Source organism: Akkermansia muciniphila (genome assembly GCF_900184965.1).
Classification (GTDB): domain Bacteria; phylum Verrucomicrobiota; class Verrucomicrobiia; order Verrucomicrobiales; family Akkermansiaceae; genus Akkermansia; species Akkermansia muciniphila_A.
This window is the reverse complement of record NZ_FXYA01000003.1, coordinates 146,144-163,962: the sequence shown is the minus strand read 5'-3', so window position 1 is coordinate 163,962 and position 17,819 is coordinate 146,144. Positions and strand designations below refer to the sequence as shown.

Annotated in this window: 20 protein-coding genes; all 20 read left to right on the top strand. The window is 56.5% G+C overall.

Going from position 1 to position 17,819, the window contains the following annotated elements:
• Positions 1–93 precede the first annotated feature (93 nt).
• Positions 94–615 carry a hypothetical protein gene (locus CI070_RS01395; protein WP_094136332.1) on the top strand — a complete coding sequence of 174 codons (522 nt, stop codon included), beginning with the start codon at positions 94–96 and terminating at the stop codon, positions 613–615.
• A 2-nt stretch (positions 616–617) separates the two neighbouring features.
• Positions 618–1,319: an ATP-binding protein gene (locus CI070_RS01390; RefSeq protein ID WP_143245594.1), complete on the top strand. Its 702-nt coding sequence runs from the start codon at positions 618–620 to the stop codon at positions 1,317–1,319.
• A 226-nt stretch (positions 1,320–1,545) separates the two neighbouring features.
• Complete coding sequence (locus CI070_RS13280) at positions 1,546–1,830, top strand: hypothetical protein (RefSeq protein ID WP_143245593.1); 285 nt, start codon at positions 1,546–1,548, stop codon at positions 1,828–1,830.
• A gap of 126 nt (positions 1,831–1,956) precedes the next feature.
• The gene (locus CI070_RS01380) at positions 1,957–2,418 is read left to right on the top strand and encodes a hypothetical protein (RefSeq protein ID WP_094136329.1); all 462 of its coding nucleotides are present in this window, start codon (positions 1,957–1,959) and stop codon (positions 2,416–2,418) included.
• A gap of 25 nt (positions 2,419–2,443) precedes the next feature.
• A complete protein-coding gene (locus CI070_RS01375; protein WP_143246889.1) occupies positions 2,444–4,132 on the top strand; it encodes a hypothetical protein in 1,689 nt (562 codons plus the stop codon).
• A 55-nt stretch (positions 4,133–4,187) separates the two neighbouring features.
• Complete coding sequence (locus tag CI070_RS01370) at positions 4,188–4,397, top strand: hypothetical protein (RefSeq protein ID WP_094136327.1); 210 nt, start codon at positions 4,188–4,190, stop codon at positions 4,395–4,397.
• A 5-nt stretch (positions 4,398–4,402) separates the two neighbouring features.
• Positions 4,403–6,079 (top strand): portal protein, encoded by a 1,677-nt coding sequence (locus CI070_RS01365; protein WP_094136326.1) that lies wholly within the window; start codon positions 4,403–4,405, stop codon positions 6,077–6,079.
• Between the two features lie 21 nt (positions 6,080–6,100).
• Positions 6,101–6,394 carry a hypothetical protein gene (locus CI070_RS01360; protein ID WP_094167832.1) on the top strand — a complete coding sequence of 98 codons (294 nt, stop codon included), beginning with the start codon at positions 6,101–6,103 and terminating at the stop codon, positions 6,392–6,394.
• Complete coding sequence (locus CI070_RS01355) at positions 6,391–6,996, top strand: hypothetical protein (protein WP_094136324.1); 606 nt, start codon at positions 6,391–6,393, stop codon at positions 6,994–6,996. Before CI070_RS01360 ends, CI070_RS01355 begins: the two co-directional genes overlap by 4 nt.
• Before the next feature lie 36 nt (positions 6,997–7,032).
• Positions 7,033–7,239 (top strand): hypothetical protein, encoded by a 207-nt coding sequence (locus CI070_RS13275; RefSeq protein ID WP_094136323.1) that lies wholly within the window; start codon positions 7,033–7,035, stop codon positions 7,237–7,239.
• 60 nt (positions 7,240–7,299) lie between these two features.
• On the top strand, positions 7,300–7,851 hold the full coding sequence (locus tag CI070_RS01345) for an N-acetylmuramoyl-L-alanine amidase (protein WP_094136322.1): 552 nt from the start codon (positions 7,300–7,302) through the stop codon (positions 7,849–7,851).
• A gap of 4 nt (positions 7,852–7,855) precedes the next feature.
• Positions 7,856–9,088 carry a hypothetical protein gene (locus CI070_RS01340; RefSeq protein WP_094136321.1) on the top strand — a complete coding sequence of 411 codons (1,233 nt, stop codon included), beginning with the start codon at positions 7,856–7,858 and terminating at the stop codon, positions 9,086–9,088.
• A complete protein-coding gene (locus tag CI070_RS01335) occupies positions 9,085–9,492 on the top strand; it encodes a hypothetical protein (protein WP_094136320.1) in 408 nt (135 codons plus the stop codon). Before CI070_RS01340 ends, CI070_RS01335 begins: the two co-directional genes overlap by 4 nt.
• The gene (locus CI070_RS01330; protein WP_094136319.1) at positions 9,479–9,799 is read left to right on the top strand and encodes a hypothetical protein; all 321 of its coding nucleotides are present in this window, start codon (positions 9,479–9,481) and stop codon (positions 9,797–9,799) included. Before CI070_RS01335 ends, CI070_RS01330 begins: the two co-directional genes overlap by 14 nt.
• A 12-nt stretch (positions 9,800–9,811) precedes the next feature.
• A complete protein-coding gene (locus CI070_RS01325) occupies positions 9,812–10,672 on the top strand; it encodes a hypothetical protein (RefSeq protein ID WP_094136318.1) in 861 nt (286 codons plus the stop codon).
• Positions 10,673–10,721: 49 nt separating this feature from the next.
• Positions 10,722–11,624 (top strand): phage capsid protein, encoded by a 903-nt coding sequence (locus CI070_RS01320; protein ID WP_094136317.1) that lies wholly within the window; start codon positions 10,722–10,724, stop codon positions 11,622–11,624.
• 100 nt (positions 11,625–11,724) lie between these two features.
• Entirely contained in the window at positions 11,725–12,291 is a 567-nt protein-coding gene (locus CI070_RS01315; RefSeq protein WP_094136316.1) for a hypothetical protein, read from the top strand.
• On the top strand, positions 12,288–15,599 hold the full coding sequence (locus tag CI070_RS01310) for a hypothetical protein (protein ID WP_094136315.1): 3,312 nt from the start codon (positions 12,288–12,290) through the stop codon (positions 15,597–15,599). Before CI070_RS01315 ends, CI070_RS01310 begins: the two co-directional genes overlap by 4 nt.
• A gap of 21 nt (positions 15,600–15,620) precedes the next feature.
• Positions 15,621–16,091, top strand: a complete 471-nt coding sequence (locus CI070_RS01305) for a hypothetical protein (protein WP_094153260.1) — start codon at positions 15,621–15,623, stop codon at positions 16,089–16,091.
• A gap of 2 nt (positions 16,092–16,093) precedes the next feature.
• Positions 16,094–17,788 (top strand): hypothetical protein, encoded by a 1,695-nt coding sequence (locus CI070_RS01300; RefSeq protein WP_094135407.1) that lies wholly within the window; start codon positions 16,094–16,096, stop codon positions 17,786–17,788.
• Positions 17,789–17,819 lie beyond the last annotated feature (31 nt).

The following is a 17,819-nucleotide window of genomic DNA, read 5'->3' as shown; positions in this document are numbered from 1 at the left end:
CAGCGTCAGATGTGTATAAGAGACAGCCCCCATTCTTCCCCCACACCCCCGCACCTATCCGCGCGTGGTCGCGCGCGTGCGGGGGAGGGACGTTTGGACGGTGATTTGGAGGATTCCGGGGTGAATCATGGGGAGGCTGCGCCTCCGCAAGTGCCTGATTCTGACGAATCAGGAGGTATTTTAGATGATCGCGGCGGTGTGATAGCCGGTTTGTTAAATAGTGTTAATGTTTTCAGAGGTAGTGAGTTGCCGTTTAAGGAGGAGGTGGCCGGGGTAGTGCCAAAAAGACCGAAGCGGTGTGCGGGCGTGTATGCTTTCGACGTGCCGGGGAGTGTGGAGGAGGTGCTGGCCGAGATGAGGAATGGCTTGCATTACTCAGAACGGGAGGATGAACGTGTGAAGGATTTGGCAGAGAAGTTTTTCCGGCATTATGAGGACGGGCGGACGGCTGGAGGCGGTCTGTTGAAGAACTGGCGGTATAAGGCTCAGGTGTGGTTGCAGGAGAATGCGCGGAAGTGGCAGAAGGAGCGGATGCGGGAGGAACAGAAGGGCCGTGGCCGGGCCGCAGGTCAGGGAGTGAGAGAGGATATTGTGATTGATGCAGAAGGGTTTTAATGATGAATGATGATTTAGATGATGTGCTGTCCCGGATTGCGCTGCATGTGGAGAACGATGTGGCAGAGGCAGAGCCGACGATGTTTGATGATGCCGATGTGGTGTTTTCCCGCAAGCTGAAGCGGCTGAAGATGTGGGGCTGGCCGGAACAGTATTGCAAGCTGAAGCTTCCGTTTGCATCCGTGGAGGACGTGGATGCGGAACGCAAGGCCGGGATGTTGAGGGCTTGGCTGCTGGGAATGGCCGGGAAGGGGATGCTGGCCGTGGTGCTTGGCCTGAGAGGTACGGGCAAGACGTTGTCCGCCTGCAAGCTGGCGCGGGATTGCGGGTATGAGAGGGCATGGTATTTCAGCGGGGATGGCCTGTACCGGGAGAGGCTGGCGAAGATTGGGCTGGGAGGCAGTTTTGAGCGTGATTTTGCCGTGCAGATAGGGCATCGGCGCAAGAGTTTGCTGGTGCTGGATGAGTTTCAGCGCGGTATTGGGTACAAGGGGGAAGGCAGGGATTTGAGTTTGGATTTTTTTGAGGAGGTGGTGAATGCCCGGTATAACGCGGAGTTAGATACTGTGATTGTGGCTAATTGGACGCAGGAGGATTTTAATCAGTTTATGCCGGATAGCGTGAAGGATCGTGTGATCCAGCGGAGGAGCGAGAATCGCGGAGGGGTCAGGTGGTGCGATTGGCGGAGTTTCCGGCGTGCGTGACAGATTTCCCGGAACGGGTGTTCCGGAAAAAAACAGAAACATAATAACATAAGACATTATGATTAAGAAAACAGTAAAAAAGAGCAAGGTGGAGAAGAGTGAAGCAACGAATGAAGCACAGGAAGCTGCCGTGTGCGCGGAGGGCGATGGCAAGTGCTGTGCGCCTGAGTGCGCGGATGCTGTTGGTGCTACTGCTGCCGAGGAGGGTGGTGCGTGTGAAGTTGGCATGGCACAGAGAGCGCATTCCCGGACGTTTGCGATAACGAAGGGGAAGAAGTTCCACGCTGACCGCCTGAAGCTGTTGGTGGAGGTATGCGAGAAGTGGTGCCTGTTTGGCGATGCGTGGAAGACGAAGTTTGCCCGCGATGCACATGCTCTGATTGATTTGGGCTTGCTGGAGTATGTAAAGTCTGATAACGGGTATATGCAGGTTCGGCCTACGGAGGAAGGGGTGGAAAGGTATAAGACGATTGTGGCGGGCGTGTTTGGCGATGAGGTGAACGTGGCCTGAGCGGAGGCGGTTTGTTGATGCGAGAGGAACGGAGGAGTACGCGGCTATGGAGGAGGGCCGCCCGTTCCGTTGTTTGGGGGCGAATCTTCAAGGAGCGGGGATTGAAATTTATGGATAGGAGGTTTTATGAAGAAGTTAAGTGAAAAGGACGATGAGTTTTGCAAGATGATCGTGTGGGAGAATTTTTCTCCGAAGGCGGCCTATGCTGTCGTATGGAATCCCGGTGATGATGCGAGTGCAAGCGCGGGAGCGAGCCGGAAGATGAGAGAGCCACACATACAGGAGGAGTTAAGGAGGTTGAGAGCGGAATTGGATGAGGCTGATGCGATGAGCGCAAAGGAGAAGAGGAGGTATCTGGCGAAGCTGGTGCGAGGGGAGATTGGAGTGGATTTGGGGCTGTTTGAGTCTGCTCCTACCGTGCAGGAAGTGATGACTGCGATTAAGATTGATAATGAGATGGCCGGGCATAATGCACCGTCTGAGCTTAATGTGGGCGGTCCGTCTTTGGTTGATGCTATTTTCGGGTTATTGGGGGATCAGGGTCTGAAGGTGGGCGGGAGCAGTGAGAAGGTGACCGATGATGAGTAAAGAGCCTCCGTTTTTCCTCAGCGGCATGAATGATGCTGTGCTGAGTAAGTTTGCGGGAGTGCTGGGGGACAGGGAGTGGAGGCTGAATCATTTGTATTGGGTGGAGAGCAAGATGGTGAAGGGAGGGGATAAGGTGGTGCGGTTTCGGCTGAACAGAGTTCAGAACAAGTTGCACCGTGGGTTACATCATCGCAATGCAATTTTGAAGAGCCGCCAGATGGGGATCAGCACTTATCTTGCCATGCTGGCTCTGGATTGCATGTTGTTCGTTGGAGGGTTCCATGCCGGGATTGTAGATAAATCACTTCCGGATGCGGAACAGAAGCTAGGCAAAATCAGGTTTGCATGGGACAAGCTGGATTATGTGCCTCCGCATGCAACCGAGGAGGATTTGTGGCTGGCAAGGCTGGGCCGGATGATTAAGGAGCGGACTGGCAAAAGGTTGCGGAACAAGGGGCTGATACCAGTGTATGCTAATGAGCGGGAGCTGAAGTTTGCCAATGGAAGCGATATTTATTCAGGAGCGAGTTTGCGAGGAGGCACACTGGATATGCTGTGGCTGACAGAGTTTGGGTCTACGGCTTGTCACCATCCTTCCAAGGCGGCAGAGATTTTGTCCGGGGCGTTTAACACGGTTCCGAGTGATGGTTTTTTATTCAATGAATCTACGCATGAAGGGGGCCGGACTGGATTGAATTACGATATTATGAAGGGAGCGTTGGATTTGATGGGTAAGAGGTTGTCAGAGGTGCAGTGGAAGTTTTTCTTTTTTCCGTGGTTTGAAGATTCAGGGTATGTTCTTACTGGAGAGGGGTATGATGTATTGGATGAGGATAAAGCCTATTTTGCCGAGCTGGAAGAGAAAGGTATCAGGCTGACGCAAGGGCAAAAGGTGTGGTACTCCCATATGAAGCAGACTCAGGGCGATCTGATGAAGCAGGAGTATCCGAGTACGCCGGAGGAGGCGTTGTGGCCGCATGTGACGGGTGCCATTTACGGGACGGCGATGCACAAGTTGAGGGCACAGGGGCGTGTGGGAGTGAAGTTTCCGGTGGAGCCGGGTTATCCTCTTGTGTCGGCGTGGGATTTGGGGATTAACGATGCGACGGCTATTTGGGCGGCTCAGGTAGTAGGCTATGAGCTGAGATGGCGGAAGTTTTATCAGAGCAGCGGTAAGGAGTTGGCAGAGTATGCCGAGGTGATCCGCGCCTGGGAGCGGGAATTGGGAGTGAGTTTTTCCTATCATTTGCTGCCGCATGACGGCACGAGGAGGAGCTGGGGAGGTGATCCTTTAACGATTTTGCGGAAGACGGGGATTGGGGGGAAGTTTATCAGAGTGCCAAGGATTCCGAATGTATGGATGGGTATTGACAGCGTGCGCAAGGTGCTGAAGAGTTCCGTGTTCCATGAGGATTGTCTTATTGAATGTGTGGGAGAAGGCGATGTGAAGTTGTTGAGCGGGGTGGATTGTGTATGTACATACCGTAAGAAGACTGTACTGGAAAACGGGGTAAGCCGGGATGTGCCGGAGCATAATGAGGCAAGCCACGGGGCGGATGCCGCAAGGACGCTGGGAGAGGGACTTTCCCGCGGATTGGTGCCGCTGGCTAAGGGGTTTGTGGAACAGGGAGAGTGCGTGGTGGAGGAGTGGATGGGGGATGATGAAGGGGAAAGTGTACGACGGAGACGCGGAGGGCTGGCAAGGATGGATTGACATGAACGTATTGGAATGGATGCGCGATGATGTGGCTGTATGGTATTTTTGAGGCATGGGTTTTAAGAAGAAAAGCATTGAACCTCCTCCTGTGCAGGCTCCGAAGGTGGAGACGGTGAGTGCCGGAGAGAGCGAACATTCCGCAAGACGAAGTTTGCTGGAAGAGGAACGCAGACGTCGCGGAAGGGCTTCCACGTTGCTTGCGAGTGAGGCGGAGAGATTGAATGGCGGCAACGGCGGCGGGAAGAGGCTGACGCTGGGGTGACAGGCATGGATGAGGTTGCTGATGATTTACTGAAGCTGTATAACGGGCTGAAGACGGAGAGGGATGGTTTTGGTGGGACGTGGCGGTTTGCGCGGTGGTTTTTGATTCCACACAAAGTGGACGATTTTTCCGCCCGTCCGAGCGATTTTGTGGGGAGGGTGCGGAATGGTACTGCGAAGCTGGCATGCGAACGGCTGGCCGGCTCTAATTTGAGTTATGTGATGCCGAGCCATGAACAGTGGTTCCGGTGGGGGTGCCGTCCCGGGGATGTGGAGGATGAGGACCGTGACGAGGCTGATGCTTGGTATGCGGCGTGTACAGATATTGCTTTGGCAGAGTTGACGCGCAGTAATTTTTATACGGAGGTTTACGAGTGTTGCAGCGATAGGGCCGGATTGGGGACGGGGGCGTTATACGGCGGTCCGGGGAAGGACAGGCGGTTGTTGTTTAAGTCCATTCAGCCTGAGCATTGCTGCGGGGTGCGGGATGAAGATGGCCGGGTGGTGGTGTTTATCAGGGAAATGTTGCTGTCTGCTTACGATGTGGCTGATTTGTTTGGTGCAGGTTCTTTGAAAGGGAAGGTTAAGGGTGCGTATGAGGAGGGAGGAGCGAAGATGTACGAGAAGAAGTGGGTGGTGCTGCATGTGGTGAGGCGTGCGAAGAAGCCGGAGATGGGAAGAGGCTGGGAGAGCGTGTATGTGGACGTGACCGAGAAGGGGGTGTTGAAGAGGGTGATGGAGTGGGAGATGCCTTTTATGGCGACTCGGTTTTTGAAGAATGGGGAGAGTTTTTTCGGTTTTCCTGCCTGGTTGAGCGTAGATGGGGAGATTGAGGAGCTGGAGCAGATTGAGAAGGATTTGGCGAAGGCGCGGCGCGTGGCGGTGGATCCGCGTATTTTGGAGATTGCCTCCCAAGTGGGAGAGGTTGATTTGCGGGCCGGAGGGAGGACGGTGATTGATCCGACTGTGCTTGATGCAACGGGAGGAAATATGTTTCCGAGGGAATGGGCGGGAGTGGGAGATGTGGGTTTGTCCTACAAGCAGCTTGGAGATAAGGAGCGGCGTGTGAAGGATGCGTTTTTTTCTTCTCTGCTTGATTTGTTTGATTCCTATGACGGCAAGAACGGATACCCGACTGCGACGGAGGTGATGGCGAGACAGAATCAGTATTTGATGCAGTTTTTCCCGTCTTTTGTGTTGTTTGCGGATGATATTCAGCCGATGCTGGACAGGATTTTCATGGTGCTTTACCGTGCCGAAGCATTTCCTCCGGCGCCGGATTGCGTCCTGAAGCCCGTGATGAATGGGAATGTTAAGGTGGGGGTAGCCTTGAATAATCCGGGTGTGACGTTCCATAATAGGGTTGCGCTGGTGCTGCAACGGGTGGGGAGTGATGCCATGATGTCTGCACTCCGAGAGTTTTCGGAACTACAAGAGGTGCTGCCGGGAGCAATGGATCATTTTGACAAGGATTTTGTCGTGCGTTCCAGGGCGCGTGCGCTGGGAGTGCCGGAGAGGGGATTGCTGTCTGAGGCCGATGTGGAGGATGCGAGGAGAGCGGAGATGGCTGCGCTTGAAGAACAACAGAGCATGATGGAAGAGCAGCAGGGAGCTGCAACGGAGAAGGATTTGGCGGCAGCGCGGAAGTTGCAAGCGGAGGCAGAGCGTGCGGGAGGTAAGTAAAAGATAGAGTGTTTTTATGTTATGAAAGATAGTTTAGATGTACAGATGCGGGCAATGGAGGAGGCTGCAAAGCTGGCGAAGCGGCGCAGGCAGGCTTTAAAGAGGTTCCAGAGGAGCGATGAGGGAGGTGTGATTTTGGAGTGGTTGCGGGAGAGGTTTGGGGTGGATTTGTGTTGTTTCCAGTTTCAGAATATGGAGGAGAAGCGCGGGTATGATCCTTTGGATGCGATGAGGAGAGATGCTCACCGAGAAATGTATTTGTTTCTTAGCCGTGCGCAGGAGGATGAGGACAGAGAGGAGGGCGAGGAACTGTGAAGAAACGGTACAGGAAGGGAATTGGCAAGAGTGCGGGGAAGGGGCTGGGGCGGTCTTCCGTAGCGAAGGTGGTATGCTCTGGTATCGGAAACGGTATTTCCGAAGAGGTGATGAATGGAGGAGAACAAAACGAAGAAAGAAGAATTGATATGACTATTAGTAATAAATGCAATCATTCCGAGGCTATCGGCAAGGATTTTTACGCGGTTGTTTCCGAAGGCAATGGTGAGGGGTGGAAGCTTTGGAATGAATTGACCGATCAGCAACGTGCAGCTTTCGTCCGGTTGGCCGAACAAGCACTACCAATTATTGGAAAGCACGCACTGGAGGATGTACGGGATTACTTGACCGGGCAAGCAACCGCGTCCAAGGGCTGGAAGAAGTGGCTTTACTGGGGCGGAGGCGTTATCATTGCGGGTATTCTTGGCGGAGGTGCGTGTCTGACGCTGGGCGGTTGCGGACATAACGTAGATGTAACCCCGGAACGGACTGAGGTGTGCAAGGATGGGACTTGTTTGGTGCTGGAGCCGGGGCATGTGAGTTTTTCACAGGTTCAACCCGTGACTGATGTTCCTCCCGTCGTTCAGGGTGAAGGGAAGTAAGGGCAGGAGGGGCTTAATTGACAGATTGGACAAGTTATGTGCAAGCCGCTGAAAGAGTATTTGGGCGTGGTACGGGAGTATAAGGATACGATTGTGATGTTTCTTGGGATTGCTGCATGCGTGTTCGTTTACGCGGATTTCCGTACTGTTGTGAAAGAACAGGCGGAGACTGCGGCAAAGACGGCTGAGATTTTGCGGACGATGGATGCACGTCTTTCCAATTTGGAGCATAAGGCACAATAGAGTTTTTCGGAGCAGGCCGTTATCTAAACGGCTTGCTCCGGAGTAAAGAAGACGAATTATATGAAGATAGCATTGAGTATCGGGCATAGCCCGCAGGATGGAGGAGCAGTGAGTACGGATGGAAAGTGGAGCGAGTATGGATTTTGGAGAGAGCATGTGGTGCGTGTCAAGGAGGAGCTGGAGAGGCTGGGGCATGTGGCCGTAGTCTGCAACCGGACGGACGCGGGGGGAACCACTCCGAGTTTTGCGGCTAAGGCATGCAATGCGACTGGCGCGGATTTGGCTGTGGAGTTCCATTTCAATTCTGCTGGCTCAGGAGCGACGGGCACCGAGACGCTGTGTTTTCCGGGGTCCAAGAATGGAGCGCGTGCTGCGGGGCTGATTCAGGCCGCCATGTGCGATGTATTGCGCTTGCCTGACCGCGGTGTGAAGGGGGTGGCGGATACGGGCCGTGGGTATATGTATTTTAAAAAGACAGTTATGCCTGCGGTAATGGTAGAACCTGCTTTTGCTGGAAGTAATGTGACGGATTACGATAGGTTGAAGGAACGGGTGGCTGAGTTGTGCGTGGCGGTTGCGAGGGCGATAGACAAGTATTTCAAGGAGGGTTAAGGAAATGAGGGTTGATACCGTTAAAGGGTGCTCCTACGTGGTTACTTGCACGGGGGCTTGCACTGTTCAGGCTGTTCTTGATGGGGCTTCTCCCCTGCTTGTTTTGGAGGCGAGCAAAGAGGGGCAATACGGTTTTGTAGCTCCTACGGATGCTGTGGAGGTGTCCGATGAGTATGCACTGGTTACTCAGACTTTTAAGGGAGCCGTCCCGGGATTGTCTGCCCGGGACGGCATTCAGCCGGGGGATGATGCCACGTTGAAGAGTTTGCTGGCGGAGTCCGGGACTTTTACAGGGACCGTCAACGCCAACGGAGGGGTGAACATTCCGCTGGCCGTGGGAGCGGCGACCGATACGGGGGCGGTCAACCGTCTGTATGCCGCGGGCATGGCCGGTGTGACGGGCATCCTAACCTCTAATGCTTTCCTCAATACGGATGCCATTACCGCGTCAGGATCTTCGACAGTCACCAAAACAGTTCCCTACCATTTGGCTGGTATTAAGGTTCCCAAGGGTACTCATTCAACCATTCAGGCGAGATTTGAGGTGAGCAAGCCTCAATGGAATTATTCCAGTTTCGCCGGGTTCTCTTTCCTTTGGCGCGCTACCAATGCCGCAAAGTTGTCCTTTGGTATCGGCCGCGGCGGGAAGACGATTCGTCCCGACCTTTCCATAGATTCTTACAGTATTATCCCGGCAAACGGTTTGGCTTATAATCACGGCGAAATTCTGGATATTACTTTTGATAATGTCAGGGACTCACAGCGCAACGGTTATACAATAAAGGTGCGTGAGATTTACGCGCTGACAGCCGCGGATGGCTGGCAGGTGAAAACCACCACCAGCTTCATCCCAGCCAGTCAGAACGAGCCTGTTCCGTGGACGATTGCCAAGGTTATTTACCAGCAGAAATCTGCAGCCAATATTGCCAAGTATGAGGATACGGGCGCGCTCTGGCTCATGCTCACCGGAGGTCAGAGGTATAATCTGTATCAAATTGCCACATGCCGGGGCGTCTCCAATTTTGAGACCGGGGTTGGCGTTTCTCAATGGGTGGCTGATGTGGTGAATAATACGGCTGGCGATGTTTCCGTTTATGCGGGAACCGGAGAGTACACCTATTACCAGCCCGGAGGCATGAACCCGGTTTTCTACGGTCTGGAAGCTGTGGGGATTAACGCCATTGAATCCGAAGAAACCGAGGCTTTCGAAGATATTAACGTGCCTTTAGAATCATGAACAATTCAGAAATACAGATACATTTTCCCCGGCCCGGCGAATGGCAGGAATTCACTCTGATGCCCATTTATCAGGACAAGGGCGGTTATAGACTTCCGGCCCGCTTTAACCAGGACGATATACCTGTGGAACAGGCCCCGGCCATGCAGGCGGTAGTGGCCGCGTTGGTTGGATTGTCGGAGCCGTGGAAGGCCGTTCAGGTGTGGGCGAGACTGAAAGAGTTTTACGCGCCGGAAGAGGATGATCCTGTGCGGACGGTGGAAACCGTGGATTTGACCGTTGAGGCCGTCAACTCTCAAGGGGGCCGCAGGTTTTTCACAGCCCGTGACTACCCCGAATTTACGGTTGATTCCCCCTCCGCCGTGGAGTTTTTCAAGTTTTTTACCAAGGATGAGCGGGTATGAGTGGGCGGTGAGGTATGCGGGCAGCCATGAGCGTTTGTGGGAGGAGTGCAGACGGGTACTGGATGCGGGAGGTGTGGCGGCGATGAGCGGGGAGGTTGTGTTGCTGGGGTGGCTGGTGGATGGGGGGCGCGTGTTTTATGTGCATTTGGCGTGGGGGAGTGTGCAGGAGTTGGTGGAGCTGGCACGGGGTTGTCTGGGCGATCAGGCGCAGGGGGTGGAACGGGTGAGGTTTGAGCGTGGCGGGCGGGAGCGGGACAGGGGGATGCGTGAGGTGGCGTTGGTGGATTTATTAAGTATTAAAGACTAGAGATTAAATATTATGTTTATTAAATTAATTGCGAATGGTTTTTTGCGCGAGGAGGCTGGTGACGGGGGCGCAAATGGCGGCGGCGGCCCGGTGAGCCTGATGGCTGGTGCCGGAAATAATGCTGGTGGAGATGGGGCCGGAAACGGTGACGGGGATGGAGGAGAAGGAGACGGCGGCAACAGTGGTGGAGATGGCGGAAGCGGTGCGCCCGGAGCGGGTGCCGTGCTGCGGTATGATTTGGGGGATGAGGCGGCGATGACGGCATGGAGGGAGGCTCTTGGGATGAATAAGGAGTTTGCGGGCGATGAGTTTCTTCCTGCGGCTCCGGAAGGGTTGCCGGAGGGGGTGTGGGATGCGGAGGCGGTGGAGGTGCTGGGGCGCAAGGCATGGGAGCTGGGGGTGCCGAAGGAGGCGTTTGCGGGGATCGTGAGTGAGTTTGCAGCCCGGAGTGCGGAGGCGCAGAAGGCGGCGGAGGCTGCCGAAGTAGAGCGTGTGGAGGGGGTGAAGAGTGAGCTGGAGGCGTTGTGGGGAGAGGGGTATGACGGTCATATGCAGGGGGCTGTGAAGGCAATTAATGCTTTGTGCAAGATGGCGGGGATGGGGGAGGAGGATGCCGAGGTGATTAGGAATGATCCTGCGGTGGGGACGAATCTGCGGGTGTTGCGTTTGTTGGCGCAGATGGGGGCGATGCTGGGGGATGAAGGGGCGAAAGGGCTGCGCGCATCAGCGTCCGGCTCAGGTAGCGGAGCGGCAGAGGCGGCAAGGATTATGAATGATCCGTCCCATCCCCTGCATGAAGCGTTCATGAGTCTGGATCATCCGAATCACAGGTTCGCTAATAGCGAGTATGATCGGCTGATGGGGCTGAGGTGAGAGATGGAGGAGTGTTAGTTATTAAATATTAACAGTTAAAAGTTAGTTTATGGATATTACAAGTAATTTTCAAAATAAGTATTCCAATAAGTGGGGAGTGTTGCTGCAACAAAAGGTTAGCCGTATCAAGGAGTTTGTGACGGTGAAGACTGATTGCAGCGGGAAGGTGGTGTTTCATGACCAGTTCGGTACGTTGGAGTTTGAGGAGAAGACGACCCGCAAGGGGACGACGAAGGTGGATGACGCTCCCACGGACCGCCGTGCTTTGCATCCCAAGTTTTTCCACAAGACGATCGGGTATGACGAGTTTGACGGTACGAAGCTGGGTGATCTGGATGTTCCGGTGTCTCAGACGATTGAGGGCCTGCGGTTTGCTGCCGGACGCCAGATGGACAAGGTGATGCTGGATGCGTTCCTGGGAACCTGCTATACAGGAGAGAACGGGACGACGGCTGTGACTTTCCCCACGGCGCAGACGGTAGCGAAGAATTTTGTGGAGTCCGGAACTGCGGAGGATACGGGGCTGACATTGGCGAAGCTGCGCCGAGCATTGCAGATGTTCCAGGAGAATGAGGCCTGGAATGATGATAGTGCGGGGATGGGGGATCAGTTGGTGATGGCTTGTTCTTCCGCACAGATGATGAATTTGCTTCAGACAACGGAAGTAACCAGCCGTGATTTTGCGGATGTGAAGGCTCTGGTGGAGGGGAAGGTGGATTCTTTCATGGGGTTCAAGTTTTTACGGTCTGAGTATTTACCGCTTACCAGCGGCACGCGGACTTGTCTTGCGTGGGTGAAGAGCCGCGCCTTGTTCGGGCTGTGGAATGATTTCAAGGTGAAGGTGTCCATACGCGATGACATGGAGGAAACTTTGCAAATCCGCGCGAAGTTCGGTTGCGGAGCGACGAGACTTGAGGAAAAGGGGTTTGTGAAGGTGCTGTGCAAGCAGTAACGGTGTTACGGCAGGCAAGGTGCTGAGTTGCCTGTTACGGGGCGGGAGGCGGTCTGCGGGCTGTTTCCCGCCCTTTTTCAAATTTAAGAGAGTTTGTATTATGAAGAAGCTGGATGTAGTTAATTTTGCTTTGGGTATGCTGGGGCATCGTGCTGTGAAGGGGATGGACGACGAGGAGGTGGGGGACGTGGTGAGCGCGATGTGGCCGATTGCCGTGGAGTTTGTGGTGCAGGAGGTGAAGCCCGTATGGAGCAAGCGCGTAGAGCGGCTGCACGGGGAGGAGGATTTAAGGATGCCGGGGTTCCGGATGAGTGCCGTGCTGCCGGATGGCTGTGTGGAGGTGGTGAAGGTGGATGGCGATGGATGGTGCGTGTTTGATGGCCGTTTGTTTTGGCGGGGCGATGTTCAGGAGGTGGATGTGGTGTTTTGCGTGAAGCCGGATGATGAGGTTCATGATTGGCGGTGTGCGGATGGGGAGCTGCTGGCCGCGAAGCTGGCGTGTTTGTGCGCGTTCCAGATTACAGGTGCGGTGAGTTTGATGTCTGCGCTGGAAGGGGTGGTGAAATTGCGGTTGCTGCGGGCACAGCACAGGGCGCGGTTGCAGGATATGGGGAGAGGCGGCAGGGACCGGGTGGAAAGTGAATGGAACAGGGAGGGGATTGTATGAGCGGGATGAGGGTGGCGTTTACCGGAGGTGAGTGGAACCGCATGGGGGCGATAAGGTATGATGTGGATGGGTATGGCCGGAGCGCGCAGACGATTGTGAATTTTCTGGTGCATACGTTCGGCGGGCTGATGCGGCGGCCCGGCGCGGAGAGGATGTGTGCGGTGGATGGAGGGGCCGCTTGCGGGCGGGTGCGGCTGATGGGGATGGATGTGAGTGATGAGCGGCGGTATATGGTGGTGTTTGGAGCGGGGTTTGTGGAGGTGTTCCGGCTGGATGGGAGTTTGGCCGCCCGGCTGGAGAGTCCGTGGACGGAGCAGGATTTGCCGGAGCTGCGGTGGGTGCAGTGCAATGACGTGGTGTGGGTGGTGTGCGGGAGGGTGGCTCCGCAGAGGCTGGAGAGGCATGGCGATGATGATTGGAGGCTGGCGGTGATGGAGTTTGACCGGAGTCCGAGGGAGTTTGCGATTTCCAAGGATGGGGAGGCATGGGTTGAGCGTGATGCGGGTGGGTTGATGTTTGGTGCTGACCGCCATGTGTTCCGCTCAGAGGAGTTTGGCACGAGTGTTCTTTATACTCAGCATATGGCGGAGCGGGTGGTGGTGGCGCAGACTCACGCGGAGTTGACCGGGACGGGTAATCCGCCCGAGGCCGTTCCTGATTTGTCCGCTGCGGGTACGATTGTTTTGGCGGGGCAGGAGTTGTGGACGGTGAGCGGCGATGTGCGTGTTACATGGACATGTTATAAGCAGTATTACGGGAGGACGGATTATAAGGGGAGCAAGAGTTTGGCTGATTATCCGGAGTTTTTCTTTCCCGGATGGGTGGTGAGCCGATTTGGGAGCGGGTTTAACAGCATGCGGGAGTGGTGGGCTTCCAGCGATGGGCCGCAGAGGGCGTTCGTGTGCCATGAGGGGGCGTGGACGCTGAAGACTTACGGGAATGAGGATCAGCGGTGGCAGGGCGAGTTTCAGTTGATGGGTGCGGATGCGGAGGATGAGAGTTTGAGCCCTCATAAGTTTGAGGTGCTGCACAGGTTTTGGTCATGGGACGGGGATTGGCGGAATTTTGAGTTCAGCGGCACGTGTGAACGTCCTACACGTTTGCAGTTGCGGGTGATGAAGTATAAGCCCGCGGCGACTAACTGGGGCAGGCATGAGTTGAGGCTGAATGCGTGGGATTATGATGCGGAGGGGCTGGTTGCCGGGGTTGGCGATTATTGGGAGGAGGTGTGGGGGACGGTGCTGGAGCTGGATGGGGGGAGGCTGCTGCTGGCAGGGAAGGCCCATGCCTGTTGTTATGTGTTTGACCGGGTGGACGGCGGGGGCCGCAAGGTGGGCGCGGAACGGGATGATGGCTGCGGATGGGTGGGGGGATGTGTGTTGAAGGATGGCCGGGCGTTTTTGACCAGCGGAGGGGCAAGGTGTTGTGTGCTGGATGTGGAGAGCGGGGAGGAGAGTGAGGTGCTTTTGGAAGGGGTTGGGGATGGTTTTTTTGGCGAGGCGGTGTTGCTGGATGATGGGCGGGTGCTGCTGACTCCGTATATGGCGACGGCTTTTTATGTGTATGATCCTGCGGATGGAAGTTTGGAGAAGGTGGCGCATTCCGGGCTGGCAGTTACAAGCGGGAGTTACCGGAGGGCCGCTGTGGTGGATGGCGGGAGGGTGTTGCTTTGCCCCTGCAAGAATGGCGTTGCATGCGCGGTGTATGATCCTGTGGCGCAGAGTTTGACTGCCTGCACGGTGACCGGGAGCAAGAAGGCTGTCTGGCATGTGATGCCGTTGCGGGATGGCCGGGCTGTGTTGTTGTGCGGAGAGAGTGCTGGGGATGTGGCGGATGGGGAGGCTGCCATGGGGAGTGTGTGTTTGTATGAGGATGGGAAGGTGGTTGAGAAGATGGGTTCCTTTTTGTGGCTGGCCGGGTGTGTGGAGAGGGAGGATGGGCGTGTGGTGTTGTTGTATTTTGGTTTTGGCGGTTGGGGCGAGTTTGTATGGGATTTGGAGGATGGCAAGACGATCGAGAGCAAGGTGACGGTGAATGGGTTTTGGCCGAGGAAGTGGAAGTGGTGCGGGTGGCGCAGCGGGGGGATGGATATGGTGAATTTTTTGTCCGGTGCCGTGGGGAGAGGCGTTGATCAGGTTTGGACGGCGGCAGAGATGGGTGGGATGAAGTGGAGGGTGCTGAGGTTGAGTTATAAGACGTATGGGGGGGCCGGATTGCCGTATGAGAGGGCGGTGACGGATGTGTGGAGCAGGGGGATGTTTGGGGGAGGGTGCGGGTGGCCGAGTGCTGTGGCGATGCACCAAGGGAGGTTGTGGCTGGCCGGGACGGCGGCGAATCCACAGACGGTGTGGGGGAGCGTGGTGGATGATTTTGCCAATTTCCAGATTGGGGACAGCGATGAAGATGCGATTCAGGTGACGCTGGCGGCCAAGGATTGCCACCGGATTGTGTGGATGGAGAGCGTGAATGATTTGTTGATTGGTTCCACGGCCCAGGTTTGGCGGCTGAGCGGAGGCGAGGGCGGCGTGGTGACTCCTGATTTTTGCCGCGCTGCCGTGCAGTTGAGGGTGGGGTGCAGCCGGGTGGATGCGGAGGCGACGGATGGAGGATGCGTGTTTGTCCAGAGAGGGGGGATGAGGGTGAAGGAGCTGGGGTACAGTTTTGAGGCGGACGGGTACAGGGCCGCCGATACGACGACGTTTGCCGAGCATGCAGGCGGGCCGGGAGGGTTTGTGGGGCTGGCCGTGCAGCGCGTGCCGGAGGTGAGGATTTGGGGGGTGAGGGCTGATGGCGGGCTGGCTGTTCTGACGTATAATGCCGAGCAGCGGGTGTGCGCGTGGACGAGGCATGTGCTGGGAGGGGGCGGCAGGGCGTTGAGCGTGGCCGTGATGGATGGGCAGGATGCCGATGAGGTGTGGCTGGCTGTGGAGCGTGATGGCCGGGTTAGTCTGGAGCGGCTGGTGGAGGGGTGCGGCGTGTTCCGGGACGGATGGAGCCGTGGGGGAGATGCCGGGGCGCCGTATGAGTCCGTACTGGTTACAAATGGGCTTGCGTTTGAGCAGGGTGCGGGGGTAAAGTCAGGGAGTGTGAGCGTGCGTGCGCGGTTTGTCGCGAGCGCGGCGGATGGGGTGCGTGCAGGGTTTTGCGGGCGGTTGACGGAGTTGAGCAGGAGCCGGGGCGATGTGCTGGACGGCTGGCAGGATTTGACGGTGCCGGGGGTGTGGAGTGATGAGCTGGTGTTTGAGTTGCGGTGCGCCGGGGATGGCGATGTGCGTTTGCTGGGGTTTGATGTGCAGTTTTCAAAGTAGTTTATTGATAGATATTATATTATGGAATGGTTTCAGTTAGGTATGGCCGGTCTTCAGGGGCTGGCCGGCGCGTTCCGGGGACGCGCCGAGAGGGAAGCCGGGCGGCAGGCGCGGCAGACGGCTTATTATAATGCGTCCGCGCTGGACAGGGAGGCGGATGCGCTGGATGCGGAGAGCGCGGAGAATCAGATGAGGATGCGGGCAATGCAGGGGGTGGCCACAGGGCAGGCCGCCGCGCAGACAGCGGCGAGCGGCGTGGAACGGAGCGGGAGCGCGCTGGGGAGGGAGATGAAGGTTGCGACGCGGTTTGAGCAGGAGGTGAATGATTTGGCGGCGCGCAGTTTGCAGCGGTCTTCCGCCATGAGGGAGCAGGCCCAGATGGAGAGGTGGAAGGGGAGGCAGGCGGAGCGGGCCGGCAAGGTGTCCGGATTCGGGAGTTTGCTGAGCGGCGTGGTGCAGGGCGGCGCAACGGCTTTTAATGCTTTCAAGTAGATATGGATAAGTTTTCTTTGTTGAGCGGGTATCATGAGCCTGTGCTGGCTGATACGGGGGCCGCAACGGCTCCGGCGCGCGCGGCGGCGGAGATGGCCGGGGAGATGGGGGCCGGGACGAGGTTGCTGGCGCGGGAGGATGAGGAGAGGGCGCGGTTGCAGGAGAAGGCGGACAGGATGGCCGATGCGGGGAGTTTTGAGGATGTGAAGAGGTTGATGGAGGAGGAGAGGGGGGTATGGGATAATGCCGAGCTGGCGGCGGGGAATAAGCCGGGGAGGGAGGCCCGCTGGAATGCGCTGGTGAGCAAGAGGCTGGGGCCTATGTTCCGCAAGGTTAAGTTTAAGACGCCGGAGGTGAAGGAGCGGGCGCGGCTGTGGTATGATGCGTTTACGTCAACGGGCCGTATTGATGCCGGGCGCAGGGAGTTGCTGGCGAGTAAGGAGAGGGCTGCCAAGTCTTTCAAGGCGAGGTATGATTTTTGCCTGAGGGGTGGGGATTATTATGGCGCGAGGGAAGCGGTGCAGACGGCTGGCGCGGAGGGGGTGATGGAGCCGGATGAGCAGCAGTTGATGTTTCAGGATGTGAGTTTCAAGGAGACGGAGAGCAGGGTGCAGACGGCGATTCAGAGAGATCCTTTTCATGGGTTGGATGCGCTGGAGAAGTCGGGAGGGCTGGATGCGGTGAAGGGTAGGCCGGATGTGATTGAGGGGTTCCGGAAACAGGCGGAGGCGGCAAGGCGCAAGGCTCAGGCCGGAGTGGCTCAGGGGTATGTGATGGATGCGTTTGAGGGCCGGGAGTTCCGGGGAAATGATTTGGAGAAGGATGTGAAGGAGGGGCGCGTGGCCGTGGATGACGCGATGAGTTTGCGGGCGGCGGAAGAGCGGCGGAGGAAGGCTGTGGAGAAGATGGGGAAGGAGGAGGCGGAGTTGTACACGAGTCCGGAGGATTTTATGCGGGTGGATGGTTTGTTGCGGGGGTATGAGCCTGATTTGGATGTTGACGGGACGATGTATGCGGAGGTGGAGAGGGAGATTGCCACGTCCATGCTTTCCAAGACGACGAAGGAGAGGATGATGGCGGAGCTGAAGGATCTGGCCGTGGGGAATGTGCCCGCACGGTTCCGGGGGGCGGCCAGGGAAGCGGCGAGTGTGGTTGAGGGGATGGTGGATGGAGAGGTGTTCGGGAAGTGGAAAGAGACGCAGAAAGAGGGAGATTTTGCCGGGTATGAGAGGTCTATGGCGGCGGCTTATCAGGTGAGACAGGGGCTGGAGCGGTGGGTACGAGAGAATCCGGGGGCAAGCCGAGAGGAGATTAGGGCACAGGCTGAGAGGCTGGCGGCGGATGGTACAGGGGTGAAGTTGTCAGGCCGTCAGAATGTTCCGGGTGTGGCGGCTCCTGAGCCTGAAGTGAAGCTGAAGAGTGTTGGCGCGAGTGAGGTGCTGGATGAGTTGGGGGTGGATATGAATGAGCAAGGTAATGCTGCTCTGCTGCCTCCGCTGAATGGGGATTGGGGTGCTCCGGCTCAGAACAGGGAGGGATGGAGAAAGGTTCTGGAGGGTGTGAGTATGAAAGGGAAGGATTTGAGGCAGTGCCATGCTGCCGTATTCAAGGTTTTAGATGTGAAGTCCGCCAAGGATGTAGCGGCATTGAAGCGGGTGGTGGAGGAGAAGTGGGCGTGGGAGAATGGGGAGAAGTGATGTTTCTGGTTAATGTTTAATAGTTAAAAGT